Source organism: Pseudomonas sp. SDO524_S393 (assembly GCF_054071875.1).
The window spans coordinates 1-24969 of the sequence record NZ_JBSVVZ010000063.1 but is presented as its reverse complement, the minus strand read 5'-3'; the positions used below and the strand labels follow the sequence as shown (position 1 = coordinate 24969).

Sequence of the window (24969 nt, the reverse complement as noted above, 5' to 3'; positions counted from 1 at the left end):
TCGTTTTGAAAGTTGACACAAAACCAATGTGGGAGCGGGCTTGCCCGCGAAAACAGTGTGTCAGCCAGCCTATGAAGTGACTGACCCACCGCTTTCGCGGGCAAGCCCGCTCCCACATTTTAGTCTCTGTTTTTTCCGGGAAACCGGGTTACAGACCGAGCAGCGCCAGGCGTTCGCGAACCGAAGCCTCGATACCGGCCTCATCCAGGCCGCATTCGGCCAGCATCTGCGCCGGCTTGGCGTGTTCCACGTATACATCCGGCAAGCCCAGGTGCAGCACTGACTTGAGGATATTCTCCCGCGCCAGGAATTCGCTGACCGCCGCACCGGCTCCGCCCATGATGGCGTTTTCTTCGACGGTCACCAGCAACGCGTGGTTGCCGGCGATCTCGCGCACCAGCGCTTCATCCAGTGGCTTGACGAAGCGCATGTCGACCACCGTGGCATCGAGCGTCTCGGCGACTTTCAGGGCTTCGGCCAATTGCACGCCGAATACCAGGAATGCGGTGTTGCGGCCTTGGCGACGCACGATGCCCTTGCCAATTTCGATGGGCTCAAGGTCCTTCTTGATCACCGCATTCGGGCCGTTGCCGCGCGGGTAACGCACGGCGGCGGGGCCGTTGTACAGGTGGCCGGTGCTGAGCATCTTGCGCAGTTCGTTTTCGTCGCTCGGGGTCATCACCAGCATGCCGGGGATGCAGCGCAGGTAGGACAAGTCAAAGCTGCCGGCGTGGGTCGGGCCGTCTTCGCCCACCAAACCGGCGCGGTCGATGGCGAACAGCACGTCGAGGTTCTGCACCGCCACGTCATGAACAAGCTGGTCATAACCCCGTTGCAGGAAGGTGGAGTAGATCGCCACCACTGGCTTGGCGCCTTCACAGGCCATGCCGGCGGCGAAGGTCACCGCGTGTTGCTCGGCAATCGCCACGTCAAAATAGCGCAGCGGGAAACGTTCGCTGAACGCCACCAGGTCAGAGCCTTCCTTCATCGCCGGGGTGATGCCCACCAGGCGCGGATCGGCGGCGGCCATGTCGCACAGCCATTCGCCGAACACACCGGAGTACTTCGGCCCGCCGGCTTTTTTCGGCGCAGCGGCAGGCGCGTCCAGTGGTTCCAGCTTGGTGATGGCGTGGTAACCGATCGGGTCGACTTCCGCCGGGGCGAAGCCTTTGCCTTTTTTGGTCACGATATGCAGGAATTGCGGGCCCTTGAGGTCACGCATGTTGCGCAAGGTGGCGATCAGGGTCGGCAGGTCATGGCCGTCGATCGGACCGATGTAGTTCCAGCCCAGTTCTTCGAACAAGGTGCCGGGTACCAGCATGCCCTTGGCATATTCTTCGGTGCGGCGGGCAATCTCCCACGCGCCGGGCAGGCGCGAGAGCACCTTCTTGCTGCCTTCGCGCATGCTGGCGTAGGTGCGGCTGGAGAGGATCTTGGCCAGGTAGTTCGACAGGCCGCCGACATTGCGCGAGATCGACATGTCATTGTCGTTGAGGATCACCAGCATGTTGGCGTCCACTTCCGGCGCATGGTTCAGCGCTTCGAAGGCCATGCCGGCGGTCAGTGCACCATCGCCGATCACGGCGATGGCCTTGCGATCGCTGTGTTGCAGGCGGGCGGCAATGGCCATGCCCAGCGCGGCACTGATGGACGTGCTGGAGTGGCCAACGCCAAAGGTGTCGTACTCACTCTCGGAACGGCGCGGGAAGGCGGCGACGCCGTCCTTCTGACGCAAGGTGTGCATGCGCTCGCGGCGGCCGGTGAGGATCTTGTGCGGATACGCCTGATGGCCCACGTCCCACACCAGCCGGTCGTCCGGGGTGTCGAACACGTAGTGCAAGGCGATGGTCAGCTCGATGACGCCCAGCCCGGCACCGAAATGCCCACCGGTCTGACCGACCGTGTAGAGCAATTCGAGGCGCAACTCATCGGCCAGGGTTTCCAGCTCGGCTTCACCCAGTCGACGCAGGCCGTCCGGCGTGGCAGCACGGTCGAGCAGGGGCGTGGACGGGCGCTTGCGGGGAATCTCTTGGAACGTCGTGGGCATCAGGCGAATCGTTATAGGTATAGAAAGAGGCGGCAGTTTACCTCAAGCATCGCAAACTGCCCACGCAGAGCGCCGAACTTGGCCGATATGCGGCCGCAATGGCCGCTGTTGTCAGTGCCGGCGTTCGACGATATACCGCGCCAGGTCGCGCAGGGGCTCGGCCGCCGCGTCGAAAGGTCGCAGGGCGTCCAGGGCCTGGTCGCGCAGTTCCTGGGCGTAGGCCTTGGCGGCGTCCAGCCCGAGCAGCGCGGGGTAGGTCGGCTTGTCCCGGGCGATGTCTGCACCCTGGCGCTTGCCCAGGGTGGCGGTGTCACTTTCCACGTCGAGGATGTCGTCCTGCACCTGGAAGGCCAGGCCGATGGCGCGGGAGTAGGTCTTCAGCGCGGCCAGTTGCGCAGCGTCGGCACGACCGCTGGCCAGGGCACCCAGGTGCACGGAGGCCTCGATCAAGGCGCCGGTCTTGTGACGGTGCATATATTCCAGCGCGTGCTGGTCAAGCTTCTGGCCGACCGAACCGAGGTCGATGGCCTGGCCACCCACCATACCGGCAGGGCCCGCCGCCAACGCCAGGGCGCTGACCATGCGCAAGCGAATCTCGGCGCTCGCGTCGCTCAAGGTCGGGTCCAGCAGGGCGCTGAACGCCAGGCTTTGCAGGCCGTCGCCGGCGAGGATCGCGCAGGCTTCATCAAAGGCTTTGTGGGTGGTGGGCTGGCCGCGGCGCAGATCATCGTCGTCCATCGCCGGCAAATCGTCATGCACCAGGGAGTACGCGTGGATCAATTCCACCGCACAGGCCGCGCCATTGGCTTGCTCGGCGGGTGTGCCCAGTGCTTCGCAGGCCGCATAGGCCAGCAACGGACGTACGCGCTTGCCGCCATTCATCACGCTGTAGCGCATGGCTTCATACAAGCGCTTGAGCTCAGGGCTTGGCGCCACGAACAAGGGTTCCAGCGCCGCGTTGACCCGGGCCTGGCTGCTGGCCTGATACGCGTCGATCATTCGGGCTGTTCCGCATCGAAGGGCTCTTCGGCCAATTCGCCGTCGCGTTCGAGCAGCACCTGCACTTTCTGCTCCGCCTGTGCCAATGCGCTCTGGCAGTCACGGGTCAGGCCGATGCCTTGTTCAAACGCGGTCAGCGAGTCTTCCAGCGACAACTCGCCGTTCTCCAGACGCTCGACCAGGGTTTGCAGGTCGGCGAGGGATTGTTCGAAATCGAGTGCTACTTTTTTGCGGGCCATGGCGGCTATTCCGGTAGACGGTAAACCGGCGCGACACTAGCAGACATGGGGGGGCGGGGCAAATGAGCGGGTTGTTATACCGCCGCCGTATTGACCTGATAACGGGTGCTGCGACCACCTCCAGAGAGACGAATCAGGCAGTTTTTTTCCAGCAGATCGGCCAGATGACGTGTCGCCGTGGCTTTGGAAACCTTCGCCACCGCTTGATACTGCGCAGCGCTGATCCCGTGTTCAAAGCCTTTTTCGCCACCGTCCAGCAAGCGATTGAGGACCTTGACCTGTTCGACGGACAACGAGAGGTCACGGTGCTGTTGCCAGAACCGGCTCTTGTCCAGCACTCGTTCAATCCGGACGATTGCCTGTTGCAGGCTGCGCAGCAGGGTCTTGAGGAACCATTCCAGCCAGTCGGTAATGTCCAGTGTGGCCTTTTGGCTCGACTCCAGGGCCTGATAGTAGCCGGCGCGGTCCTCGAGGATACTGGCCGACATGGCATAGAACCGTATGGCCTGATGTTCGCCCTGAGCCAGCGCGAGGTCCGTAATGGCGCGTGTCAGGCGGCCATTACCGTCATCGAAGGGGTGCAGGGTCACAAACCAGAAATGCGCGACCGCTGCCCTCACCAACGGGTCGAGTTCCGGTTGATGGCGGCTGGTTTCGAACCATTCGAGGAAATCATCCAGTGCCTGCTCCAGTCCCAGGCGTGGCGGTGCCTCAAAATGCACATTTGGCCGTTCGAGTCGCCCCGACACCACCTGCATCGGCTCATCCCCTCTCAATGCGCCGACATTGACCGTGCGTACGGCGTATTCGGCTTGCGGCGCCGGGAACAGCCAGTGGTGCCAATTGAGCAGGCGCACAAGGGTGAACGGTTGGGCGAATTGCAGGGTGGCGTCCATCATCAGTTCGGCGAGGCCTTCGCTGCGCCGGCTGATCTGGCCGTCGGCCTGAATCTCCAAGCCCATCCGGCGCGCCAGAGATGAGCGCACCGAGCCGACGTTCAACTGCTCGCCCTCGATTGCCGAGGAAGTCAGGATGTTCTGCAACAACGCATCCAGCTCATGCTGCGCATTGACTGCCTGACTGACGGAGCCGAGCATGCCCAATAGTTTGCCTTGGGTGTGCCCGCACTCGCGCAGCAAGGCCGCCAGGCGGCCAGGTTGCCAATGAAAATGCGGCCAGTCTGTGTGTTGCCAGATCCAGAGCGGTTGGTCCATGGGGGCTACCTGAAGCGAGTGAGCCGAATAGGAGGATTATTCGGCTCATTTAATGAGCCGATTGTGCAATCTATTCGGCTCATCGTCCACTCAGGCTTTTTTCTTGCTCCCCGCGTCCATGTCCGTGCTGCCCCAGGGGCGCCAGTCATCGGTGTGGCGCTCGCTGCCGTGGGGGCCGCTGGAACTGGTGGCGCCCGACAGGTGCTTCTCCCACAGGTTCTTGCTGTCGGGGTCGCCGTCCTTGTGCAGGTAAGGCGCAAGCCGGGCCAGCGAACTGCCTTTTTTGTCTTCGGTCTGCTGGAAGTGTTTCCATTCGTCCGACTGGTAGTCGAACATCGACTTATCGTCCGGCGTGTCCCGTCCGCCATACATATAAGAGGCATAGCGGGCGTATTCGAGCTTGTCGCCCCAGTCTTCCTTGGTCACGCCGGCGTCGGCCAGGTCCTTGAAGAACTTGCCTTGCGAGTCCGTCAGTTTCTGCATCTTGGCGTGTTCCACCGCCTCGGCGATCAAGGTACCGGCCACGCCGAAGACCAGGCCGGCCACGGCAAACACCGGGCCAGCCACGCGCGCGCCGATGGCCAGGCCGCGCACGACGGTGGAGGCCACGTCACCGGCCAGCTTGGCGGCGAGGTGCGCGCCTTTGGGGGCAAACATCGCAACGGTGTTGGAGATCGCCATCCCGGTACCGGAGGCGCCGGCGCCGAGGGAGAAGGCCGCGTCGACCTTTTCCAGTGCGGTCTTGGCTTTCTTGAGTTTGCGCGCGCCGGACACGATGTCCATGACCCCGCCGGTGATGTCCAGGCCCGAGCCACCCATGAAGCGCAGGAAGGAACGCCCGGCCGCCACGGCGGTATTCGGCTTGGTGCCGTCAGGGATACCGGGTTTGCCCGGCACGTCTTTCACGCCCATCGCCTCGCCAATGGACTTGATGGTCTTTTCGTATTCCTTGAGTTCATCCGGGGTGAACTGGGTCACGTCATAGGACTTGAGGCTCTCGGAGGACTTGGCGATGCGGTCATTGATCTCGGTGGAGAGTTTGTCCGCCTTGGTGTCTTTGTTGCCCCAGATATCCGGGAAGTTCTCGTCCAGAAGGCCGAGCCAGGCCGTGGCCTTGACCTTGGGTTGCGGCTTGCCGTCCGGGCCGGCAGCCGGGTCCATTTTCTGCGTGCCGCCCAGGGTTTCGACGATGTTCGACCCAAACTTGAGGAAGTCGTTGGTCCAGCTCAACCCGCCGACCAGGTCACGCACGGCGGCGATTTGCTGGTCGGTGGTCATGTTTTTCCAGCCGCCACCGTTGGCCAGTTGAAGCGCACCGCTGACCAGGCTCATGGTGCCCGACATCGCCCCCAGGGTCCCGGTGGAACTGGCCGAGTGCAGCAGTTTTTTCAGTGAGCCGGCGGTTTCTTCGCGGTTGGTCGACAGGCCCTTGAGCTGGGCGTCCACGACCTTGTCGATGGTTGCGGCGTCGCCACTGGCTGCCGCCTGGCGGATCGCGGCGGCGATCTTGCTGTTTTCTTCCGGCTTCAGCCCGGAAATGTGGCCGTCGAGGATGTCGAATTCATCCTTCATTTTTTTGTACATGTCGTAGGTTTTATCGCCCTTGTCGAGCGAACCCAGCAGGGTGTTGATGCCACTCTTGACCATGGTGAACGTTGCGCGCAGGCCGCTTTCGGCATTTTCCGGCGAAACCTTGTCAGGATTTTCCATGTAGGTGTTGAGCTGGTGCGTCATCATGTTCTGGTCGAAGGTCTGACGACGGGCGGTATAACTGTCCGGCTCAAGGATGCGCAGGGACTCGAAATAGCGGTCCACGTCCAATTCGGCCATTTCCGACTTTTTCGGATCGCCCGAGTCGTTCATGGCGATCACATAGTCTTCGAAGTCCAAATTGGCTTCGCGAGTGCCTTCTTTAAAGAGTGCCGGGAAAACTTGTTCGCGAACTTCGTCCAGACGCTCTTTCGAGAGGCTGCCGACACTTTTCTTAAGTTCAGTGTCGTAACGGTCTTTAATACCTTCCTTGCTCATCAGCGTGGAAATTTCTTTCGCGAGTTTTTCTTCGTCGACCATCTCCTTGACGTCTTTGCCATTGAGTTTGGTCGGGCTCTTATCCGATTCACGGTAAGTACCGCTGCCCAAGTTGATACTTTCTGCGTAGCCATACAGGTCATAGCCGTTATCCAGCGCGGCCTGAGCGTCCATCAACTTGACGATCTTCGCTTCGTCCGAGTCTTCGGCCAGCTTGCCGCTCTTGATGTCGTCGCGAATGCCCTGCACAAAATTCTCGGCGGTCTGGCCGCCCACGGTCTTGTCGTTGGGCAACTCCATGTCCATCAACCCTTCGGCGCCGAAGCTCGGGATGTGGTACTTGTCGCGCAGGGCCTGTACGTCTTTGGGCTCGTCGGCCGGTGCGGCCTTGTCGGTGTGGGTCTTGTCCTTGACGTGAACCAGGTCGCCCTTGAGGCTTGAATAGCCGTACTTGCCGAAGTCCTGCAGGCGCCCGGCTTCAGTGCCATGGCGGGCTTCCTTGTCTTTGGTGAAGCCGTCGATGCTGTCGTTGTCTTTGTTGCGGGCGTCATAGCCGGTCAACAACTTGCCGTTTTCATCGAGGCTGACCACGTGCTCCAGCACCTGGGTGGCGCGGTAGGCGGCGTCGGCGTCGTTCTCGAAGTCACCCACTTGTTTCTTCAGGTTGTCCTTCACATGGCTCTGGTTGCCCAGGTTGCGCAGCAGCGGCGTGGCGTCGATGATTTCCTTGGCGGTGCGGTTGTCACCCGCCGGGCGCTTCTGCTTCTCGCCCAAGTCCGATTTCACCACCTCGCCGCGCAGGCTCGAGTAGCCGTATTTGCCGAAGTCCTGCAGGCGCCCGGCCTCGGTGCCATGGCGGGCCTCGCCGTCTTTGGTGAAACCGTCGATGCTCTTGTTGCCGACATCCTTACCGTCGGTCAATTTGCCGTTTTCGTCGATGTACTCGACGTGTTCCAGCACTTTGGACGCACGGTAGGCGGCGTCGGCGTCCTTGTCGAAATCGCCGACCTGTTTCTTGAGGTTGTCTTTCACGCCACTCTGGTTGCCCAGGTACTTGAGCAGCGGGGTGTCATCGATGATTTGCTGGGCGGTGCGGTTGTCGCCTTCGGGGCGTTTCTGGCCCTTGCCGAGTTCATCCGGTGGTGTGGGCTTGGGCGTCGTAGAGGCATTCTTGACAGACTTTTCCCAGGCCGCATTGGTAGTTTTATCTGGGCCCGGGGCGTCCTTGGGGGTGGGTTCTACCTTCGCTACCATGGTCATTCTCCGAATGTAATTGCTACGCCGAAAGTTCCATCGGCACCGGTTTAAAAGTCCCTGCTTTTTTAAAACGCGCAGGGCTCTACAACTTCCAGGGCAAATGCCCGAAACTTTTAGTTGGTATCAAGGGTGCGCCGCTAGTTCGCTGGTAAATCGGTGAAGGCGGTGAATTAGAGTGATTTGGAACCTATCACGGGAAATTCATCATTTCGCAAAGTCTTCACAACAATTCACAGCGACTTGATTTTTCCAAGCCTCGAACGCGTCCGGCGAACGGACGCAAAAAAGCCTGCGGTTTCAGCGCAGGCTTGTTGTAGAGGGTGATAACGCTTAGCGCGCGTGGGCGGTGAGCGCCGCGTAACCGTTCATCAGGTTGCGGTAGTTCGGAATGCGTTGGGACAGCAGATTGCCCAGGCCTTCGATGTCGTTGCGCCAGTCGCGGTGCAACTCACAGGCCACCGAAAACCAGTTCATCATCTGTGCGCCGGCTTGGGTCATGCGGCTCCAGGCGGCCTGTTGCACGGTAGTGTTGAAGGTGCCCGAAGCATCCGTCACCACAAACACCTCAAACCCTTCCGCCAGCGCCGACAAGGTCGGGAACGCGACGCACACATCCGTGACCACACCGGCAATGATGATCTGCTTGCGGCCCGTGGCCTTGATCGCCTTGACGAAATCTTCGTTATCCCAGGCATTGATCTGACCGGGGCGGGCGATGTACGGCGCGTCCGGGAACATTTCCTTGAGCTCCGGCACCAGCGGACCATTGGGGCCTTGTTCGAAGCTGGTGGTGAGGATGGTCGGCAGTTCGAAGAACTTGGCCAGGTCAGCCAGGGCGAGCACGTTGTTCTTGAACTCGTTGGGCGAGAAGTCCTGCACCAGGGAAATCAGGCCGGTCTGGTGGTCGACCAGCAACACGATGGCGTCGTCTTTGTTCAAGCGGTTGTAAGTTGGAGTGCTCATGGTTGGATCCTTTTTTGTTTAGGTAGGTTAGGCGTTGCGTTCAACATGGGCACAGATTAATGGGTGGATGAGTGGGGATAAATCGGCTAGAAAGCGTTTAACTGTCAACTGGAGGGGGACAGTTGTCGAAGGCGCCTTTACAAAAATAAAACAAACCGATTTGGTAGGTATTCTACCAAATCGGTTATATTTCTTCGGGTGCGTCCTGTATCTAACCCAAAAATTTCGGAGAATAAAAAACGTGAAGGGATTGTTTGTGCTGTTTCCCCTGCTGCTGCTTTCGGCATGTGTGACCGACCAACTGGACAACGGCTTCGCTCGCCTGCGGGGGCAACCTGTGTCCGTGGCGATCGACAGGCTGGGCGTCCCGACCAGCGAGCGAACGTTGGCCGGCCGCCACGTCTACACCTGGACCACCTCGCAAATGGTGTCCACCTATCAGCCAAGCAGCAGCGTCTCCACCGGTAAAGTGCCGACCGGTACCGGTAAATCCACCTATTCGGGGACCAGCATCGGCGGGACCACCGTGCAGATGAATGCGACGTGCAAGATTGATGTCGAAGTGGATGGCCAGGAGATCATTCGCAATGCGTCGTATGACGGTGATGTCGGGGCATGTGGGAAGTATGCGCAGGCGTTGAGCCGTTGAGCGAAGCGCCCTCTAGAACGGAACGTAAATCAAGCGACTTATGCTTTACGTGCCGCTCAGGAGTGAAAGCGCGTGTGCGGGACGTGTCGCTATGGGCTGGTGTAAGCAATGCTTTGTTAAGGCCATGTTTCCTGGGGAGGGGGCATTAAAAAGCCGGCTTGTGGCCGGCTTCTCGGGGACTGCTTCAGCTTGTTTTTGACAAACCTCACCAGCCTTCAAATCGCTCAGCCCACATTGCGTCGGGCTGACTGGTCGAGGCATCTGCGGGAACTCCTCCGCATCGCCAGACAGGGTGGATAGCGTTAAGCCACCCCCTGCCAAAGGTGGGCCGCATGATACCCACATTCACCTCAAATGCCCACCTCTGGATCCGATTTAGAGCCTTCCCAGCCCAGTAGATGTTCGTCCAGCGGTACGGGTGGGCGGCGGTTGTTGAGGGTGGACCACCAGAACACCCAACCCAGGATCTGGAAGTTTTGTTCGAAGCGTTGATCGAAGGTCAGGTATTCGTCCGGGTGTTCGCTGGCGTTGTGGCTGCGCATGCGTAAACCACCGCCCGGGCGGTTGTAGAGGTACTTGATGCGCAGCATGCCGTCGTGTTCGACGGCGTAGATTTCGCCGTCGATGATCTGGGTGCGGCCACGGTCGATGGCGAGAGTGGCGCCTTGCTGGATGATCTCGATCATGCTGTTGTCGACCATGTACGCACCCAGGGCACGGTCGGGGTTTACGTTGAGTGCTTCGAGGGTGTGCAGGGCGACGCGAATGCGTTCGGTCGAAGCGAAGGTGGTGTGGAGCGGCAGTTCCACGTCGATTTTTTCCGGGGTGCAGGCGGGGGCTGTGAGGTACTTGCCGTTGTCTTCGCGGGTGGGTTGGAGTCCTTGTCTTGATCCCGGGCCTTCCAGTAGAAAGTTGGCCGGTGGGTGTTTGGGACCTTCGCCAGTGCGCAGCCAGCGACTGGAGATGCATAGCAGCTCCGCGATCTCGTTGAGTCGGCCCATGGGGACACCGCGTTTGAACCAGTTGTTCACGTGTTGAGGCGTGACGCCACGGTTCTTGGCGAAGTCCGAAGCGGAAAGATGAACTTCCCGTAATAGTGCTTTTAAGCGATCACCTGATGTATTCATAAACGCTGAGTTTACTGGCGGAGACAACAGATCAAATAAACCATGCGTTGAGTTGCGCATGTAGGTTTTTACCGGTTTGTGGCCTGATCCTTCGGATGTTGTATTCGAGTAAACACAAGTTGTTTGCAGCTGAACTTGTCGTTTAGTTGCGCCCATAAAAAAGCCCCGAACAGTCGGGGCTTTTCGATTGCCGAAGCAATGAGGTGCGGTATCAGCCTTTGTAGGCAGCGACCGACTTGAGGATCTCGGCGCGGGCGGCGTCTGCGTTGCCCCAACCGTCGATCTTCACCCATTTGCCTTTTTCGAGGTCTTTGTAGTTCTCGAAGAAGTGTTTGATCTGTTCCAGCAGCAGTGCTGGCAGGTCGGTGTATTCCTTCACGTCCACGTACAGTTGAGACAACTTGTCGTGGGGCACCGCGATTACTTTGGCATCGCCGCCGCCGTCGTCGGTCATGTTCAGGATGCCGACTGGGCGCGCGCGGATCACCGAGCCTGGCGCAACCGGGTAAGGGGTCACGACCAGCACGTCGAGGGGGTCACCGTCGTCCGCCAGGGTGTTGGGGATGAAACCGTAGTTGGCCGGGTAGAACATCGGGGTGGCCATGAAACGGTCAACGAACAGGCAGTCGCTGTCTTTGTCGATTTCGTATTTGATCGGCGCGTGGTTGGCCGGAATCTCGATGGCGACGTAGATGTCGTTCGGCAGGTCTTTGCCAGCCGGAATCTTGCTGTAGCTCATTGGGCGTTGCCCCCGTTAGTTGGCCAAGAAACTTGGCCGGATTGGCCTAAAAGTGGCGGCGATTATAGGCACATTCTGCCGCCGATGCCATGCGCCAGACGTCGTACGGTCATTCGTCGCGAGGCTGATAACGCGGGTCGCCGGCTTGCAGTTGGTGCAGGCGGGCCAGAGGATCCTGGCGATAAAAGCGGCCGAGCTGGGCATACACCTGTGGATAGCAACTGACCAGTAAATCCGGGGCGCTGAAAAAATATTCGCTGGTGACGGCAAAGAATTCCGCGGGGTTTTCGGCGGCGTAGGGGTCGATCCCGGTCTCTGCCTCCGGGTCGGCGTCCAGCTGACGGTTGAGGTCATCAAAGGCGCTCTGCATTACGCTGGCCCACTCTTGCACGCGCATATCGCTGTGCAGCGGCGGCAGGCCGTTGGCGTCGCCGTTGAGCATGTCGAGCTTGTGAGCCAGTTCGTGGATCACCAGGTTGTAGCCTTCCCATTTGCCACTGGCCAGCACCCCGGGCCAAGCCAGAATCACCGGGCCCTGTTGCCAGGCTTCCCCGCTGTGCTCGCCGTCCCACTCGTGTTCCACGCCGCTGGCATCGCGATGGCGCTGGGGGCTGAGGAAGTCGTCAGGGTAGAGCACGATCTCGTGAAAACCCTGGTACCAGTCGAGATCACCCAGGTTCATCAGCGGCAGTTGGGCCTGGGCGGCGAGCAGCAGGCGTTGTTCCTGGTGCAGTTCGACGCCGGGCAGGGCGGTGAGGTGTTTTTCATCGAGAAAAACCACGCAGGCTTCGCGCAACCATTGGTCCTGCTCGGCGCTGATGCCATCGAGAAAAGTCAGGTGGTGGCGCACCCGCTGCCAGGTGTCATCGGCAATCGGGTGCCGGGCCAGCAGGCGCTTGCGGCGCCAGGCACTGAGGGACCACATCAGCGGTTACTGTGGCTTGGCTTCGGACGACGCGCGGCCAAACCGGCTGCGGAATACACCGATGATCATCGGGACCAGCGACAGCAGGATGATGAATACCACCAGCAGCGACAGGTGCTTCTTGATGAACGGCACATTGCCGAAGAAATAGCCCAGGGTCACCAGGCCGCCGACCCAGAGGATGGTACCGAGCACACTGAAGCCGAAGAAGCGCGCGTAAGGCATCTTGGCGATACCGGCCACGAAGGGCGCAAAGGTGCGCAGGATCGGCAGAAAACGCGCCAGGGTCACGGTCTTGCCGCCATGGCGGTCGTAGAAGTCATGGGTTTTTTGCAGGTAGTCGCGGCGGAATATTTTCGAGTTCGGGTTGTTGAACAAGCGCTCGCCCGCCGTTCGCCCGATCACATAGTTGGTGCTGTCACCCAGAATCGCCGCCAGCATCAAAAGACCGCCCAGCAGTACCGGGTCCATGCCGCCGCCTGCGGCCACTGCGCCGGCGATGAACAGCAGGGAGTCGCCCGGCAGGAACGGCATGACCACCAGGCCGGTTTCGCAAAAGATCACCATAAACAGAATGGCGTAGATCCACGGACCGTAGTTGGTTACCAGCAGGTCGAGGTACATGTCGAGATGCAGGATAAGGTCAAGCGGGTTGAAATCCATGGATGGCACCTGTGTGAATGGCCCGGCTCAGCAGGCCTGTGCGGTAGCTCGGGTAATAAGGCTACAAGTGTAAGTCGAGATTCTTACAACCCTGAAAGGTCCGCATTATACGGATCGAGAGGTGAAAAGCGTGTTGGTTTTGTAGCGGGGGATGTCGTGCAGGGACTTGGCGCACGCGATCCAAATGTGGGAGCTGGCTTGCTCGCGAATGCGGTGGGTCGGCACCAGGTGTGTCGACTGACACTCAGCTTTCGCGAGCAAGCCCGCTCCCACAGGGGGATTCGCGGTATTTGGGCGATTGGGGTCAGTCTTCGCTGATCGGCAATGTGTAGTTCTTGAATTCGGTGTCTTCGCGAAACCCGATCGACTCATAGGTCTTCTGCGCGACTTCGTTGTCGCTGCTGGTGGACACCCGCAGCCGGACCGCGTGGGTCTCCTTGGCCATTTTCTTCGCGGTGCGCATCAGGTTGTCCGCCACCAGTTGCCGGCGGGCGTCTTCAGCGACGTAGATGTCATTGAGGATCCACACCCGCTTGAGCGACAGCGACGAAAAGCTCGGGTACAGCTGGCAAAATCCGAGCAGTTTCTTGTCGTCATCGTCCGCCAGGGCCAGGTAAATCACAGACTCCTTGCGTCGCAGGCGCTTTTCCAGAAAGTCCCGCGACGAATCCGGGAAGGGCAGCGCTCCGTAGAACTCACGGTATTTGACGAACAGCGGGGTCAACAGGTCCAAGTGTTCCAGGGTCGCTTGAGTAATCCGCATGCCAGGCCTCAACTTCCAAAGGGGGGATGACCACACAAGCGGCCGTGACTCGATGCTGCCTAATGGCGCCAAAAAGCGCAATCGTGCAGCAATCAGTCATCCGGTGAGCTGAGCAGGAAATTGCCTTTCATCAGGTCCGGATCATCCGATTCGATGGTCTGCACCTGCGCCTCGTCCTTGAGGTTGACCCCCGACAGCTGCCGGCGACACGCCTCTCGCATCAAGTAAAGCAGGCGATGGGCCGCCATGCCGTAGCTCAGGCCTTCCAGGCGTACGTTGGAGATGCAATTGCGGTACGCATCGGTCAGGCCGACCTTGGGGTTGTAGGTGAAGTACAAGCCCAGGCTGTCCGGTGAGCTGAGGCCTGGCCGTTCGCCGATCAGGATCACCACCATTTTGGCGCCCAGCAACTGGCCCACTTCATCGGCCACCGCTACGCGGCCCTGTTCCACGAGGATCACCGGCGACAGGGACCAGCCTTCGGCGTGGGTCTGTTCCTCCATGCGCGTCAGAAACGGCAAGGTGTGTTTGTGCACCGCCAGCGCCGACAGACCATCAGCGACGACCACCGCCAAGTCCACGCCGCCGGGATTGGCCGACGCATGATCGCGCAGCAACCGGGCCGACTCATCGCTCAAGCGTCGCCCCAGGTCCGGACGTTGCAGATAGCTGTGACGGTCGGTGGCGGCGCTGTGCAGCAACAGGCTGTCACGCCCAAGCTCAGCCAGTTGGCGGCTCAGGCCGGCATGGTCGAAGGGCAGGTGTACCGCATCGCGTGCCTGGGCATGGGCGAACTGAAAGTCCAGTTGCGCGCGGGTCGGGATGCTGGTGCCGGTGCGGCCCAGGGCAATGCGCGCCGGCGTCAGGCGGCGCAGTTCCAGCCACGGGTTGTCGGGCAGGTCGAGTTCCACGGGCGGCTCCTTCATCCCAATTGCGCCAGGGCTTGGCGAAACGCCGGTGGCAGGCTGTTGCCGAAATGCACCTTGCCGTCGGCTTGCGTGAAGATGCCCATTTTCGCCAGCCACTGTTCGAACTCCGGCGCCGGTTTCAAACCCAGTGTTTGCCGGGCGTAGAGGGCGTCGTGAAACGAGGTGGTCTGGTAGTTGAGCATGATGTCGTCGGAACCGGGGATGCCCATGATGAAGTTGATCCCGGCCACGCCCAGCAGGGTCAGCAGGGTGTCCATGTCGTCTTGGTCGGCTTCGGCGTGGTTGGTGTAGCAGATGTCGCAACCCATGGGCACGCCCAGCAACTTGCCGCAGAAGTGGTCTTCGAGGCCGGCGCGGATGATTTGCTTGCCGTTGTACAGGTATTCGGGGCCGATGAAGCCAACCACGGTGTTCACCAGAAACGGCTTGAAGTGCCGGGCCACCGCATAGGCACGGGTTTCGCAGGTTTGCTGGTCGACACCGAAGTGCGCGTTGGCCGACAAGGCGCTGCCCTGGCCGGTTTCGAAATACATCAGGTTCTGGCCCAGGGTGCCGCGCTTCAGGCTCAGGCCGGCGTCGTAACCTTCCTGCAACACGCTCAGGCTGATGCCGAAGCTGGCGTTGGCCGCCTCGGTGCCGGCGATCGACTGGAACACCAGGTCCAGCGGCACGCCCCGGTTAATTGCTTCAATCGAGGTGGTGACGTGGGTGAGCACACAGGCCTGGGTAGGGATTTCGTAGCGCTGGATGATCGCATCGAGCATTTCCAGCATGGCGCAGATCGAGGCGATGCTGTCGGTGGCCGGGTTGATGCCGATCATGGCGTCGCCGTTGCCATAGAGCAGGCCGTCGAGAATGCTCGCGGCAATGCCCGCCGGTTCGTCGGTGGGGTGGTTGGGTTGCAGGCGGGTCGACAGACGCCCGCGCAGGCCCAGGGTGCCGCGAAACTGCGTGACCACGCGGATCTTCTGCGACACCAGCACCAAGTCCTGCACGCGCATGATCTTGGACACGGCGGCGGCCATTTCCGGTGTCAGACCGGGCGCCAAGGCACGCAGGGAGTGTTCGTCGGCGGCGTCACTGAGCAGCCAGTCGCGCAGGCCGCCGACGGTCAGGTGGCTGACCGGGGCAAATGCCTGCTGGTCGTGGGTGTCGATGATCAGCCGGGTGACTTCGTCGTTTTCGTAGGGGATCAGCGCTTCTTGCAGAAAGTGCTTGAGCGGAATGTCCGCCAGGGCCATTTGCGCGGCCACTCGCTCGCCGTCGTTTTGCGCCGCTACGCCCGCGAGGAAGTCCCCGGAGCGCGCCGGGCTGGCCTTGGCCATCACGTCCTTGAGGCTGTCAAAGCGGTAGGTTTGTGTACCCACCGCGTGGGAAAAACTTGCCATACAGTGTCTCCTTGGCGACGCGGGCAGCGTGAGACAAAGCTCCCGCGTCGAGGTTTACGGCTAGTGCAAGGCGGCCTCTGCGGCCTGGATCGCCGCGAATTCCTCCTCGGGCGTGCCTGCTACCAAGTGATGCCGGCTGTAGAAAGCAAAGTAAGCAATTAATACTCCATAGATGATCGCCGCGCCAATCACCACCCGTGGATCCACCAGAAAGCCCGCCACCACGGCCACGCAGGCCAGTACCAGGGCAACTCCAGAGGTGAAGATGCCGCCCGGTGTGCGGTACGGACGCTCCATCTTGGGGCGCCGGATGCGCAGGGTGATGTGCGCGGCCATCATCAGCACGTAGGAAATGGTCGCGCCGAACACGGCCACCAGGATCAGCAAATCACCCTGGCCGGTCAGTGACAGCCCGAAACCGATGATGCCGGGAATCACCAGCGCCAGCACCGGCGCCTTGCTTTTGTTGGTCTGGGACAACTTGCGCGGCAGGTAACCGGCGCGGGACAAGGCAAAAATCTGTCGCGAATAGGCGTAGATGATCGAGAAAAAGCTGGCGATCAGCCCGGCCAGGCCCACCAGGTTGACGAAGCCGCCCATCCACGTTGAGCCGCCGTAGGACAGCGCCAGCGCTTCCACCAGCGGGTTGCCGGATTTGATCAGCGCGTAAGTGCCCGCTCCGCCCGGTGCGATCACCAGAATCAGCAGGGCGAAACTGGTCAACACCACAATGGCACCGATCAGGCCGCGGGGCAGGTCGCGCTTGGGGTTCTTGGTTTCTTCGGCAGCCAGGGGCACGCCTTCCACCGCGAGGAAAAACCAGATGGCATAGGGAATCGCTGCCCATACGCCCACGTAGCCGAACGGCAGGAAAGTACTGGCGCCCTTGGCCTCAGTCACTGGAATGTCCAGCAGGTTGGTCACGCTGAAGTGCGGCACCATCGACACCAGGAACACACCGAGGGCGATGGCGGCGATGGCGGTGATCACGAACATCAGCTTCAAGGCTTCGCCCACACCGAAGATGTGGATGCCGATAAACAGCACGTAGAACGCCAGGTAAATCATCCAGCCGCCGATGCCGAACAGCGACTCGCAATAGGCGCCGATAAACACCGCGATGGCGGCGGGGGCGATGGCGTATTCGATCAGGATGGCGGTGCCTGTGAGGAACCCGCCCCAAGGGCCAAAGGCGCTGCGGGCAAAGCCGTAGCCGCCACCGGCGGTCGGAATCATGGAAGACAGCTCGGCCAACGAAAAGCACATGCACAGGTACATGGTGGCCATCAATAATGTGGCAAGGAACATCCCGCCCCAGCCACCCTGGGCCAGGCCGAAGTTCCAGCCGGCGTAGTCGCCGGAGATCACATAAGCCACGCCAAGGCCAACCAGTAACACCCAGCCGGCGGCGCCTTTTTTCAGTTCGCGTTGTTGGAAGTAGTGGGAGTCGACTTTTTCGAAGTCGACCGATGAACTTGCAGGTTCGCTAGGCATGGGGAAGTACCTTCCATTCTTATTGTTTTAACTCGGCCTGCTTGCGCCGGATGAGGTAGCAGCTATTTGCGAAGTTCAAATGTGGGAGCTGGCTTGCCTGCGATAGCGTTCTGTCAGCCAACACACATTGGGCTGACCCACTGCATTCGCAGGCAAGCCAGCTCCCACACTTGATCGCATTTCAAGTCGGAAGCTGGTCACCTGTCAGCAGGGGAGGTTAGAAGAAGCCCAATGGATTAATGTCGTAGCTCACCAGCAGGTTCTTGGTCTGCTGGTAGTGATCCAACATCATCTTGTGCGTCTCGCGCCCCACACCGGACTTCTTGTAACCGCCGAACGCGGCGTGTGCCGGGTACAGGTGGTAGCAGTTGGTCCACACTCGGCCCGCCTTGATCGCTCGGCCCATGCGGTAGGCGCGGTTGATGTCGCGGGTCCACACGCCGGCGCCGAGGCCGAACTCGGTGTCGTTGGCGATGGCCAGGGCTTCGGCTTCGTCCTTGAAGGTGGTGATGCTTACCACCGGGCCGAAGATTTCTTCCTGGAACACGCGCATCTCGTTGGTGCCCTTGAGCAGGGTCGGCTGGATGTAATAACCGCCGGCCATATCCCCGCTGAGTTTCTCGACCTTGCCGCCGGTCAGCAGTTGCGCGCCTTCGCCCTTGGCGATTTCCAGGTACGACAGGATCTTGTCGAACTGCTGCTCGGACGCCTGCGCGCCGACCATGGTGTCGGTGTCCAGCGGGTCACCGCGCTTGATCGACTCGATCTTCTTCATCACCACTTTCATGAATTCCGGATAGATCGACTCCTGCACCAGCGCACGGGACGGACAGGTGCACACTTCGCCCTGGTTGAAGAACGCCAGCACCAGGCCTTCGGCAGCTTTTTCAATAAAGGACGGTTCGGCCTTCATGATGTCGTCGAAGAAAATGTTCGGCGACTTGCCGCCCAGCTCGACGGTGGACGGAATGATGTTCTCGGCCGCCGCATGCATGATGTGCGAACCCACCGGGGTGGAGCCGGTGAAGGCGATCTTGGCGATGCGTTTGCTGGTGGCCAATGCTTCACCTGCTTCCTTGCCGAAACCGTGCACAACGTTCAGCACGCCCGGTGGCAGCAGGTCGCCGATGACTTCCAGCAGCACGTTGATGCCCAGCGGGGTCTGCTCGGCGGGCTTGAGCACCACGCAGTTGCCGGCGGCCAGGGCCGGGGCGAGTTTCCACGCGGCCATCAGCAGCGGGAAGTTCCACGGGATGATCTGGCCGACCACGCCCAGCGGTTCATGGAAGTGGTAGGAGGCCGTGTGTTCGTTGATCTCGGCGCTGGTGCCTTCCTGGGCGCGGATGCAGCCAGCGAAGTAACGGAAGTGATCGGCGGCCAGCGGGATGTCGGCGTTGAGGGTTTCACGCACGGCCTTGCCGTTGTCCCAGGTTTCGGTGATGGCCAGCAGTTCGAGGTTCTGTTCGATGCGGTCGGCGATTTTCAACAGGACCAGCGAGCGGTCCTGGGCCGAGGTCTTGCCCCAGGCGTCGGCGGCGGCATGGGCGGCGTCCAGCGCCTTGTCGATGTCCTTGGCGGTGGAGCGGGGGAATTCGGCGATGGGCTTGCCGTTGACCGGCGAGGTGTTGGTGAAATAGTTGCCGTCGACCGGCGCAACGAATTCGCCACCGATGTAGTTGCCGTACTTGGCCTTGAACGAAACGATCGCGCCTTCAGTACCGGGGTGTGCGTAACGCATGGTGGGTATCTCCTGGCTCTTGTGTTTATTGGGAGTGCAGCGCATCGAGCGCGTTATGAAGCGTAGAGCAAAGGTTGGGCCACTGCTTTGCAGGCCAGATAAATCAATAGGTTAGGGTTTGTTGCAAGGCGTTGCTGTGGCACGGCTGACACAGTGGGTGTGACAGTTTGTGCCACCTGCGGTACAGCCGGTGACCGGTGGGTCCGCCCGGGATTGCAATGGCGGGGTGGCTGGAGGATGCTGGCCGTTCTCACGCCGGGAGAATAATAAGAAATGCACAACGATCATTTCAGTCGCCATGCCCAGCAAGTCCTCACCGTGGCCCATGGCCGCGATCCGTCCAGCGATCCGTCCATCGCGCGCTCCTGGCTGCGTTGCCTGGAGGACTACCACCTCGACCCTGCATTGACCATTGCACCCACTGTGTTGGAACACGGTCGTCTGCTCGAGAGCCGGGAGCGCCTGCAGCAAGTGCTGCACATTGCCGGTAGCGAGATGAACAGCCTGCACCAGCAACTTTCGGGCGCAGGTCATGCGGTGCTGCTGACCGATGCGCGCGGGGTGATCCTCAACTGTGTCACCGCGCCGTCCGAGCGCCGGATCTTCGAACGCGCCGGGTTGTGGCTGGGGGCCGACTGGAGCGAAGCCTGCGAGGGCACCAATGGCATCGGCACCTGCCTGGTGGAGCGCCAGTCCCTGACTATTCACCGCGATGAGCACTTTCGAGGCCGGCATACCGGGCTGACCTGCTCGGCCAGCCCGGTGTTCGACCCCCATGGCGAACTGCTCGCGGTGCTGGATGTGTCATCGGCCCGGGAGGCGGTCTCGCGCCAAAGCCAGTTCCACACCATGGCGCTGGTCAACCTGTCGGCAAAAATGATCGAAAGCTGTTACTTCCTGCGGCATTTCGATAACCAGTGGCTGCTGCGTTTCCATCTGCAGGCCGAGTCCGTGGGCCTGTTCAGTGAGGGCCTGCTGGCGTTCGATGGCGAAGGCCGCATCTGTGCGGTCAACCAGAGCGCGTTGAACCTGCTGGGGCAGGTGCGTGGTGGCCTGTTGGGGCACCCGGTGGAGGCATTCTTCGAGTGTTCGCTCGACCAACTGCTCGGCCGCGCCAGTGCCAATGCCACCGCCAGTTGGCCGTTGCGCACCCGCGATGGCCGGCCTTTGTTCGCTGCGCTGCGTGGCCAGGTGCGCAGTGTTCCGCCCCGGCTGGCCAGGCCGCAACCGCCCCGGTCGCCGGGCATCTGCCTGGACGATCCGGCGCTGCAAGTCGATTTTGGCAAGGCGCTGCGAGTGTTCGAACGTGATGTGCCGCTGTTGATCAACGGCGAGACCGGCTCCGGCAAGGAGGCCTTCGCCAAGGCCGTGCACCAGGCCAGCCAGCGTGCAGACAAACCGTTCATCGCACTCAATTGCGCGGCCATTCCGGAAAGCCTGATCGAGAGTGAACTGTTCGGCTATCGAGGCGGCAGTTTTACCGGTGCCCGCAAAGAGGGCATGCACGGCAAGCTGCATCAAGCGGATGGTGGCACCTTGTTCCTGGATGAAATCGGGGATATGCCGCTGGCGTTGCAGACGCGTCTGCTCAGAGTGCTGGAGGACCGTCAGGTGGTGCCCATTGGCGGCGAGCCTATGGCGGTCGACGTCAGAATCATCAGCGCGACCCATCGCAACTTGTCGACACGGGTGCAGGACGGCAGCTTCCGCGAGGATTTGTACTACCGACTCAATGGCCTGGAGATTCCCTTGCCGGCCCTGCGGGATCGCGCCGATAAATCGCAGTTGCTGGATTTCTTGCTGAACCAGGAGGCGCAGGATCAATCGATCGTGCTCGATCCGACGGTACGCCAGGCACTGTTGGCGTTCGCCTGGCCGGGAAATGTGCGGCAGTTGCGCATGGTGTTGCGCACATTGGTGGCATTGTGCACGGATGGCAGGGTATGGCTTGAGGATTTGCCGGCGTCTATTCGCCATTCGCCCTTTGGTACGGCAAGCGCAGCACCGCCGGCCGACTCATCGCTGGATGCCGCCGAGCGCGGTGCATTGCTCACCGCCTTGACGCAGCAGCACTGGCATATGAGCCATACGGCGGTCGCACTGGGGGTCAGTCGCAATACGCTCTATAGAAAATTACGTAAATACGGAATCGCACGGCAAATTCACTCATAGCCTGGTTTCTTCATAAAGGCTTGTAAGTTCATCGCGACCCTCGCAGTACGATCCTTCGGGATTAGTGTGAGGCGCTGATTTTCTGGAACCGGATAGGCATTTTCAAGGACGCACTGAGTAAGGCCGAGGTGCAATTCGGCTTTGCTTGCGTCATCAACCTGTCTGTATCAGAAGTCATCAAGGTGAAGATTATGCGAATTACCGATCTGCGTCCGTTGACCCCCTTTCAATTTGAACAACCGCCTGTCCAGGCGTCCAAAGTGCCGGCTGCTCCGGCCGACACGCTTGCCGGTGATGAGCCGCAGAATGATCACGTCCGTTCCAAGCGTGGCATTTTCAACAACGTCTTCAGGCGTACGCCGCCTGTCCTGCCACGTGCGCCCAGTGTTGTCTCGACGTTGCCCCATGCGCCGGCTGCGTTGCCATCAAGCCCGAAGCTGCCTGCCAGAACTGCGAAGGATAATTTTCGTGAGATAGCGGCTACGATTACCGGCCGGCCAGCCGCTGCGGTTTTACCCTCTCAGAGCCATATAGCGCCGAAGAGCTTGGCTGAGGTCACGCAAAACCTGATGGTCGCTGACCGTTTGCACAAGGCCGGCGTTTTTTCCAACGAGCCCAAGCTGGGCATCGTGGCTCGAGATGCCTTCGTCAATGCGGGTATCAACGGTATCGTGAGTGCCCCGATGAGCATTGCGACCTACGCCGGCTCGGCCTGGACCGGGGAGGCCATCAAAGGCCAATATGCTGCGCAGACGCCTATCCTGCCGCCGATTCACCAGCCGGCCACCGGCCCCCAGACTGCGGCAGCCAGTACCGTGGGAGCAGCGCAGGCTGACATCGTGTCGCGCTTGCAACTGGCCGAACTGCGCATTGAAGTGATGGCCAACAACATCATGGCGATTCGCGAAGGAACGGATGCACTGGCGCTCAAGATGGTTGAGCGTGCAACAGAGTCGGCGAGTGTTCGGCTGACGTCGCTTGAGCAGCTCTACGACGTAGCCGAGAAGCAGCTCAAATTGATCGGCGATGAAAACGACATGATTTTCCGCCCCTACAGTGCACCTTCCGGCGCATCCGTGGTTGCCGAGAGCAGTCGGCTGGAGCAACTGGACAAACGTTTTGACGCGGCCAATAAATTCATCGGCAAGCTCATCCTGCTCAAAGGCACCGAACTCCCCGCTGAAACAACCACGTTGGCCTGAGCCTGAAAGCGGCCCTTCGGGGCCGCCGCCCGACAGCTAAAGAGTGCGATTTACCCCGCCCTGCGCTAACCTGCCTCGATGTTTTACGAGGTCGACTATGCACATTCATATTCTCGGTATCTGCGGTACGTTCATGGGGTCGATGGCGGTGCTGGCCAAAGAGTTGGGGCATCACGTCACGGGCTCCGATGCCAACGTTTACCCGCCGATGAGCACGCAGCTCGAGGCCCAGGGCATTGCACTGACCCAGGGTTATGACCCGTCCCAGTTCGACCCGGTCCCGGACCTGGTGGTGATCGGTAATGCCATGTCCCGTGGCAATCCGGCGGTCGAATACGTACTCAATAAAGGTTTGCCGTATGTGTCGGGCCCGCAATGGCTGGCGGACCATGTGCTGCAAGGTCGCTGGGTGCTGGCGGTTGCCGGTACCCATGGCAAGACCACCACCAGCAGCATGCTGGCCTGGGTGCTGGAGCATGCCGGCATGAGCCCGGGTTTCCTGATCGGTGGTGTGCCGCAGAACTTCTCGGTGTCGGCGCGCCTGGGCGATACGCCGTTCTTCGTGATCGAGGCGGACGAATACGACAGCGCCTTTTTCGACAAGCGCTCCAAGTTCGTCCACTACCGTCCGCGTACGGCGATCCTCAATAACCTGGAATTCGATCACGCGGATATTTTCCCGGACCTCGCAGCCATCGAACGGCAGTTTCACCATCTGGTGCGCACTATTCCGAGTGAAGGCCTGGTGGTTCATCCCACTACCGAACCCGCCTTGCAACGCGTGATCGACATGGGCTGCTGGACCCCGGTGCAAACCACCGGTGCTGGCGGGCAGTGGCAGGTCCGGTTGCTCAGTGACGACGGTTCCAGATTCGAGGTGCTGTTCGAGGGCGAAGCCCAAGGCGTTGTCGATTGGGGCATGACCGGCCAGCACAACGTCGCCAATGCGTTGGTGACCCTGGCGGCTGCGCGGCATGTTGGCGTGGTGCCGTCGATGGGCATTGCCGCATTGAGTGCCTTCAAGAGCGTGAAGCGGCGCATGGAAAAAGTCGCCGAGGTGAATGGCGTCACGATCTACGACGACTTCGCCCACCACCCGACGGCGATTGCGACTACCCTGGACGGCTTGCGCAAGCAGGTCGGTGACGCGCCGATCATTGCGATCATCGAGCCGCGCTCCAATTCCATGAAGCTGGGCGCGCACCGCGACGGCTTGCCGGAAAGCGTGAACGATGCCGATGAGGCGGTCTGGTACGCGCCGGCCAATCTGGGCTGGGACCTGCCCGGCATTGCCGCGCTGTGCACGGTGCCGTCCACCGTGCGTGACTCCATCGAAGGCATCATCGACCACGTCAAGCGCCAGGCCAAGCCCGGTACCCACGTGGTGGTCATGAGCAACGGTGGCTTCGGTGGCCTGCACGGCAAACTGGCCGAGGCGCTGAAATGAGCGGCCCGGAACGCGTCACCCTGGCGATGACCGGCGCATCGGGCGCGCCTTATGGCTTGCGCCTGCTCGACTGCCTGGTGCGCGAAGACCGCGAGGTGCATTTCTTGATTTCCAAGGCCGCGCAGTTGGTGTTGGCCACCGAGACCGATGTGGCGCTGCCGGCCAAGGTGCAGACGATGCAAGCGTTCCTCACCGAATACACCGGCGCGGCGGCGGGGCAGATCAAGGTGTATGGCAAGGAAGACTGGATGTCGCCGGTCGCTTCGGGCTCTGGTGCGCCGGCGGCGATGGTGGTGGTGCCGTGTTCCACCGGCACCCTGTCGGCGATTGCCACGGGCGCCTGCAACAACTTGATCGAACGCGCGGCGGACGTGACCTTGAAGGAGCGTCGCCAACTGATCCTGGTACCGCGCGAAGCGCCGTATTCGAGCATTCACCTGGAACACATGCTCAAGTTGTCGAACCTGGGCGTGACCATTTTGCCGGCATCGCCTGGCTTCTATCACCAGCCGCAGACCATCGATGACCTGGTGGACTTTGTGGTGGCGCGCATTCTCAACCTGCTCAATATCCCTCAGGACATGCTGCCGCGTTGGGGCGAACACCATTTGAGCAGCGATGAATAAGGCGCTGATGGTGGTGCTCGCAGTGCAGCTTGCGGGCTGCGCTACTGCGCGCACGCTGGACGCGGCGAAACCGAACGCGCCGGTGGTGTATGCCGGCACGCGGTTGAATTTATATGCAATGAATGGCGGCTGCTGCGCCAAGGACAGGTTTGGCGCCGAGGCGCCGGCTCATCCCGGTGTGGATCTGCCGGCGAGTGCGTTGCTCGATACGTTGTTGTTGCCGTTGTCGGTATTGACGGTGTTGGGCGTGGGATTCAACGCCACTGGTGGTCTCTAACTGGGTATTGAAGGCAATACAAAAGCAATGTGGGAGCGGGCTTGCTCGCGAATGCGGCGTGTCAGTCCACAAACCCACCAACT

Annotated in this window: 21 protein-coding genes; 6 read left to right on the top strand and 15 right to left on the bottom strand. The window is 60.9% G+C overall.

All coding sequences use genetic code 11. The features are described from left to right. Positions 1-148: 148 nt before the first annotated feature. The 6 genes from dxs to ycaC all read right to left on the bottom strand — a co-directional run bounded on the left by dxs (position 149) and on the right by ycaC (position 8747). Complete coding sequence (gene dxs / locus ACW9IB_RS23295) at positions 149-2047, bottom strand: 1-deoxy-D-xylulose-5-phosphate synthase (RefSeq protein ID WP_457415667.1); 1899 nt, start codon at positions 2045-2047, stop codon at positions 149-151. Between the two features lie 111 nt (positions 2048-2158). Beyond that, entirely contained in the window at positions 2159-3046 is an 888-nt protein-coding gene (gene ispA / locus ACW9IB_RS23290) for a (2E,6E)-farnesyl diphosphate synthase (RefSeq protein ID WP_457415666.1), read from the bottom strand. Beyond that, on the bottom strand, positions 3043-3285 hold the full coding sequence (locus tag ACW9IB_RS23285) for an exodeoxyribonuclease VII small subunit (protein WP_003176346.1): 243 nt from the start codon (positions 3283-3285) through the stop codon (positions 3043-3045). The genes ispA and ACW9IB_RS23285 overlap by 4 nt, the downstream gene beginning before the upstream one ends. A gap of 74 nt (positions 3286-3359) precedes the next feature. After that, the gene (locus tag ACW9IB_RS23280; protein ID WP_457415665.1) at positions 3360-4499 is read right to left on the bottom strand and encodes a Fic family protein; all 1140 of its coding nucleotides are present in this window, start codon (positions 4497-4499) and stop codon (positions 3360-3362) included. A 90-nt stretch (positions 4500-4589) separates the two neighbouring features. Beyond that, the gene (locus tag ACW9IB_RS23275; RefSeq protein WP_457415664.1) at positions 4590-7781 is read right to left on the bottom strand and encodes a hypothetical protein; all 3192 of its coding nucleotides are present in this window, start codon (positions 7779-7781) and stop codon (positions 4590-4592) included. Positions 7782-8114: 333 nt separating this feature from the next. After that, positions 8115-8747: an isochorismate family cysteine hydrolase YcaC gene (gene ycaC, locus ACW9IB_RS23270; RefSeq protein WP_457368495.1), complete on the bottom strand. Its 633-nt coding sequence runs from the start codon at positions 8745-8747 to the stop codon at positions 8115-8117. Positions 8748-8988: 241 nt separating this feature from the next. On the opposite strand from ycaC, the gene ACW9IB_RS23265 reads away from it, so the two are divergent. After that, positions 8989-9396 (top strand): hypothetical protein, encoded by a 408-nt coding sequence (locus ACW9IB_RS23265; RefSeq protein ID WP_457368494.1) that lies wholly within the window; start codon positions 8989-8991, stop codon positions 9394-9396. Positions 9397-9746: 350 nt separating this feature from the next. Here the strand turns inward: ACW9IB_RS23265 and ACW9IB_RS23260 are convergent, their stop codons facing one another. The 9 genes from ACW9IB_RS23260 to exaC all read right to left on the bottom strand — a co-directional run bounded on the left by ACW9IB_RS23260 (position 9747) and on the right by exaC (position 19162). After that, the gene (locus tag ACW9IB_RS23260; RefSeq protein ID WP_457368493.1) at positions 9747-10523 is read right to left on the bottom strand and encodes a LexA family transcriptional regulator; all 777 of its coding nucleotides are present in this window, start codon (positions 10521-10523) and stop codon (positions 9747-9749) included. Positions 10524-10734: 211 nt separating this feature from the next. Then, complete coding sequence (gene ppa, locus ACW9IB_RS23255) at positions 10735-11262, bottom strand: inorganic diphosphatase (RefSeq protein ID WP_011063696.1); 528 nt, start codon at positions 11260-11262, stop codon at positions 10735-10737. Between the two features lie 109 nt (positions 11263-11371). Continuing rightward, the gene (locus ACW9IB_RS23250) at positions 11372-12187 is read right to left on the bottom strand and encodes a M90 family metallopeptidase (protein ID WP_457415663.1); all 816 of its coding nucleotides are present in this window, start codon (positions 12185-12187) and stop codon (positions 11372-11374) included. A 6-nt stretch (positions 12188-12193) separates the two neighbouring features. Continuing rightward, positions 12194-12850: a DedA family protein gene (locus ACW9IB_RS23245; protein ID WP_457368491.1), complete on the bottom strand. Its 657-nt coding sequence runs from the start codon at positions 12848-12850 to the stop codon at positions 12194-12196. A gap of 304 nt (positions 12851-13154) precedes the next feature. Continuing rightward, the gene (locus tag ACW9IB_RS23240) at positions 13155-13613 is read right to left on the bottom strand and encodes a GNAT family N-acetyltransferase (protein WP_038846327.1); all 459 of its coding nucleotides are present in this window, start codon (positions 13611-13613) and stop codon (positions 13155-13157) included. A 92-nt stretch (positions 13614-13705) separates the two neighbouring features. Then, a complete protein-coding gene (gene eutC / locus ACW9IB_RS23235; RefSeq protein ID WP_457415662.1) occupies positions 13706-14539 on the bottom strand; it encodes an ethanolamine ammonia-lyase subunit EutC in 834 nt (277 codons plus the stop codon). After that, a complete protein-coding gene (locus tag ACW9IB_RS23230; RefSeq protein ID WP_457368489.1) occupies positions 14536-15930 on the bottom strand; it encodes an ethanolamine ammonia-lyase subunit EutB in 1395 nt (464 codons plus the stop codon). The genes eutC and ACW9IB_RS23230 overlap by 4 nt, the downstream gene beginning before the upstream one ends. Positions 15931-15990: 60 nt before the next feature. After that, the gene (gene eat, locus ACW9IB_RS23225) at positions 15991-17424 is read right to left on the bottom strand and encodes an ethanolamine permease (RefSeq protein ID WP_457415661.1); all 1434 of its coding nucleotides are present in this window, start codon (positions 17422-17424) and stop codon (positions 15991-15993) included. 217 nt (positions 17425-17641) lie between these two features. Then, positions 17642-19162: an acetaldehyde dehydrogenase ExaC gene (exaC, locus tag ACW9IB_RS23220; protein WP_457368487.1), complete on the bottom strand. Its 1521-nt coding sequence runs from the start codon at positions 19160-19162 to the stop codon at positions 17642-17644. A gap of 273 nt (positions 19163-19435) precedes the next feature. On the opposite strand from exaC, the gene ACW9IB_RS23215 reads away from it, so the two are divergent. The 5 genes from ACW9IB_RS23215 (at position 19436) to ACW9IB_RS23195 (ending at position 24886) form a co-directional block, all read left to right on the top strand. Further along, entirely contained in the window at positions 19436-21334 is a 1899-nt protein-coding gene (locus ACW9IB_RS23215) for a sigma-54-dependent Fis family transcriptional regulator (protein WP_457415660.1), read from the top strand. 128 nt (positions 21335-21462) lie between these two features. Then, positions 21463-22536: a hypothetical protein gene (locus tag ACW9IB_RS23210; protein WP_457415659.1), complete on the top strand. Its 1074-nt coding sequence runs from the start codon at positions 21463-21465 to the stop codon at positions 22534-22536. 97 nt (positions 22537-22633) lie between these two features. Then, positions 22634-23983 (top strand): UDP-N-acetylmuramate:L-alanyl-gamma-D-glutamyl-meso-diaminopimelate ligase, encoded by a 1350-nt coding sequence (gene mpl, locus ACW9IB_RS23205; RefSeq protein WP_457415658.1) that lies wholly within the window; start codon positions 22634-22636, stop codon positions 23981-23983. Next, on the top strand, positions 23980-24609 hold the full coding sequence (gene ubiX, locus ACW9IB_RS23200) for a flavin prenyltransferase UbiX (RefSeq protein ID WP_457368483.1): 630 nt from the start codon (positions 23980-23982) through the stop codon (positions 24607-24609). The genes mpl and ubiX overlap by 4 nt, the downstream gene beginning before the upstream one ends. Continuing rightward, positions 24602-24886, top strand: a complete 285-nt coding sequence (locus tag ACW9IB_RS23195; protein ID WP_457415657.1) for a YceK/YidQ family lipoprotein — start codon at positions 24602-24604, stop codon at positions 24884-24886. The genes ubiX and ACW9IB_RS23195 overlap by 8 nt, the downstream gene beginning before the upstream one ends. Positions 24887-24969 lie beyond the last annotated feature (83 nt).

Bases quoted from the DNA above. Each gene is read 5' to 3' on its own strand.
- dxs (WP_457415667.1), bottom strand. From the start codon at position 2,047: ATGCCCACGACGTTCCAAGAGATTCCCCGCAAGCGCCCGTCCACGCCC.
- ispA (WP_457415666.1), bottom strand. From the start codon at position 3,046: ATGATCGACGCGTATCAGGCCAGCAGCCAGGCCCGGGTCAACGCGGCG.
- ACW9IB_RS23285 (WP_003176346.1), bottom strand. From the start codon at position 3,285: ATGGCCCGCAAAAAAGTAGCACTCGATTTCGAACAATCCCTCGCCGAC.
- ACW9IB_RS23280 (WP_457415665.1), bottom strand. From the start codon at position 4,499: ATGGACCAACCGCTCTGGATCTGGCAACACACAGACTGGCCGCATTTT.
- ACW9IB_RS23275 (WP_457415664.1), bottom strand. From the start codon at position 7,781: ATGGTAGCGAAGGTAGAACCCACCCCCAAGGACGCCCCGGGCCCAGAT.
- ycaC (WP_457368495.1), bottom strand. From the start codon at position 8,747: ATGAGCACTCCAACTTACAACCGCTTGAACAAAGACGACGCCATCGTG.
- ACW9IB_RS23260 (WP_457368493.1), bottom strand. From the start codon at position 10,523: ATGAATACATCAGGTGATCGCTTAAAAGCACTATTACGGGAAGTTCAT.
- ppa (WP_011063696.1), bottom strand. From the start codon at position 11,262: ATGAGCTACAGCAAGATTCCGGCTGGCAAAGACCTGCCGAACGACATC.
- ACW9IB_RS23250 (WP_457415663.1), bottom strand. From the start codon at position 12,187: ATGTGGTCCCTCAGTGCCTGGCGCCGCAAGCGCCTGCTGGCCCGGCAC.
- ACW9IB_RS23245 (WP_457368491.1), bottom strand. From the start codon at position 12,850: ATGGATTTCAACCCGCTTGACCTTATCCTGCATCTCGACATGTACCTC.
- ACW9IB_RS23240 (WP_038846327.1), bottom strand. From the start codon at position 13,613: ATGCGGATTACTCAAGCGACCCTGGAACACTTGGACCTGTTGACCCCG.
- eutC (WP_457415662.1), bottom strand. From the start codon at position 14,539: ATGAAGGAGCCGCCCGTGGAACTCGACCTGCCCGACAACCCGTGGCTG.
- ACW9IB_RS23230 (WP_457368489.1), bottom strand. From the start codon at position 15,930: ATGGCAAGTTTTTCCCACGCGGTGGGTACACAAACCTACCGCTTTGAC.
- eat (WP_457415661.1), bottom strand. From the start codon at position 17,424: ATGCCTAGCGAACCTGCAAGTTCATCGGTCGACTTCGAAAAAGTCGAC.
- exaC (WP_457368487.1), bottom strand. From the start codon at position 19,162: ATGCGTTACGCACACCCCGGTACTGAAGGCGCGATCGTTTCGTTCAAG.
- ACW9IB_RS23215 (WP_457415660.1), top strand. From the start codon at position 19,436: ATGCACAACGATCATTTCAGTCGCCATGCCCAGCAAGTCCTCACCGTG.
- mpl (WP_457415658.1), top strand. From the start codon at position 22,634: ATGCACATTCATATTCTCGGTATCTGCGGTACGTTCATGGGGTCGATG.
- ubiX (WP_457368483.1), top strand. From the start codon at position 23,980: ATGAGCGGCCCGGAACGCGTCACCCTGGCGATGACCGGCGCATCGGGC.
- ACW9IB_RS23195 (WP_457415657.1), top strand. From the start codon at position 24,602: ATGAATAAGGCGCTGATGGTGGTGCTCGCAGTGCAGCTTGCGGGCTGC.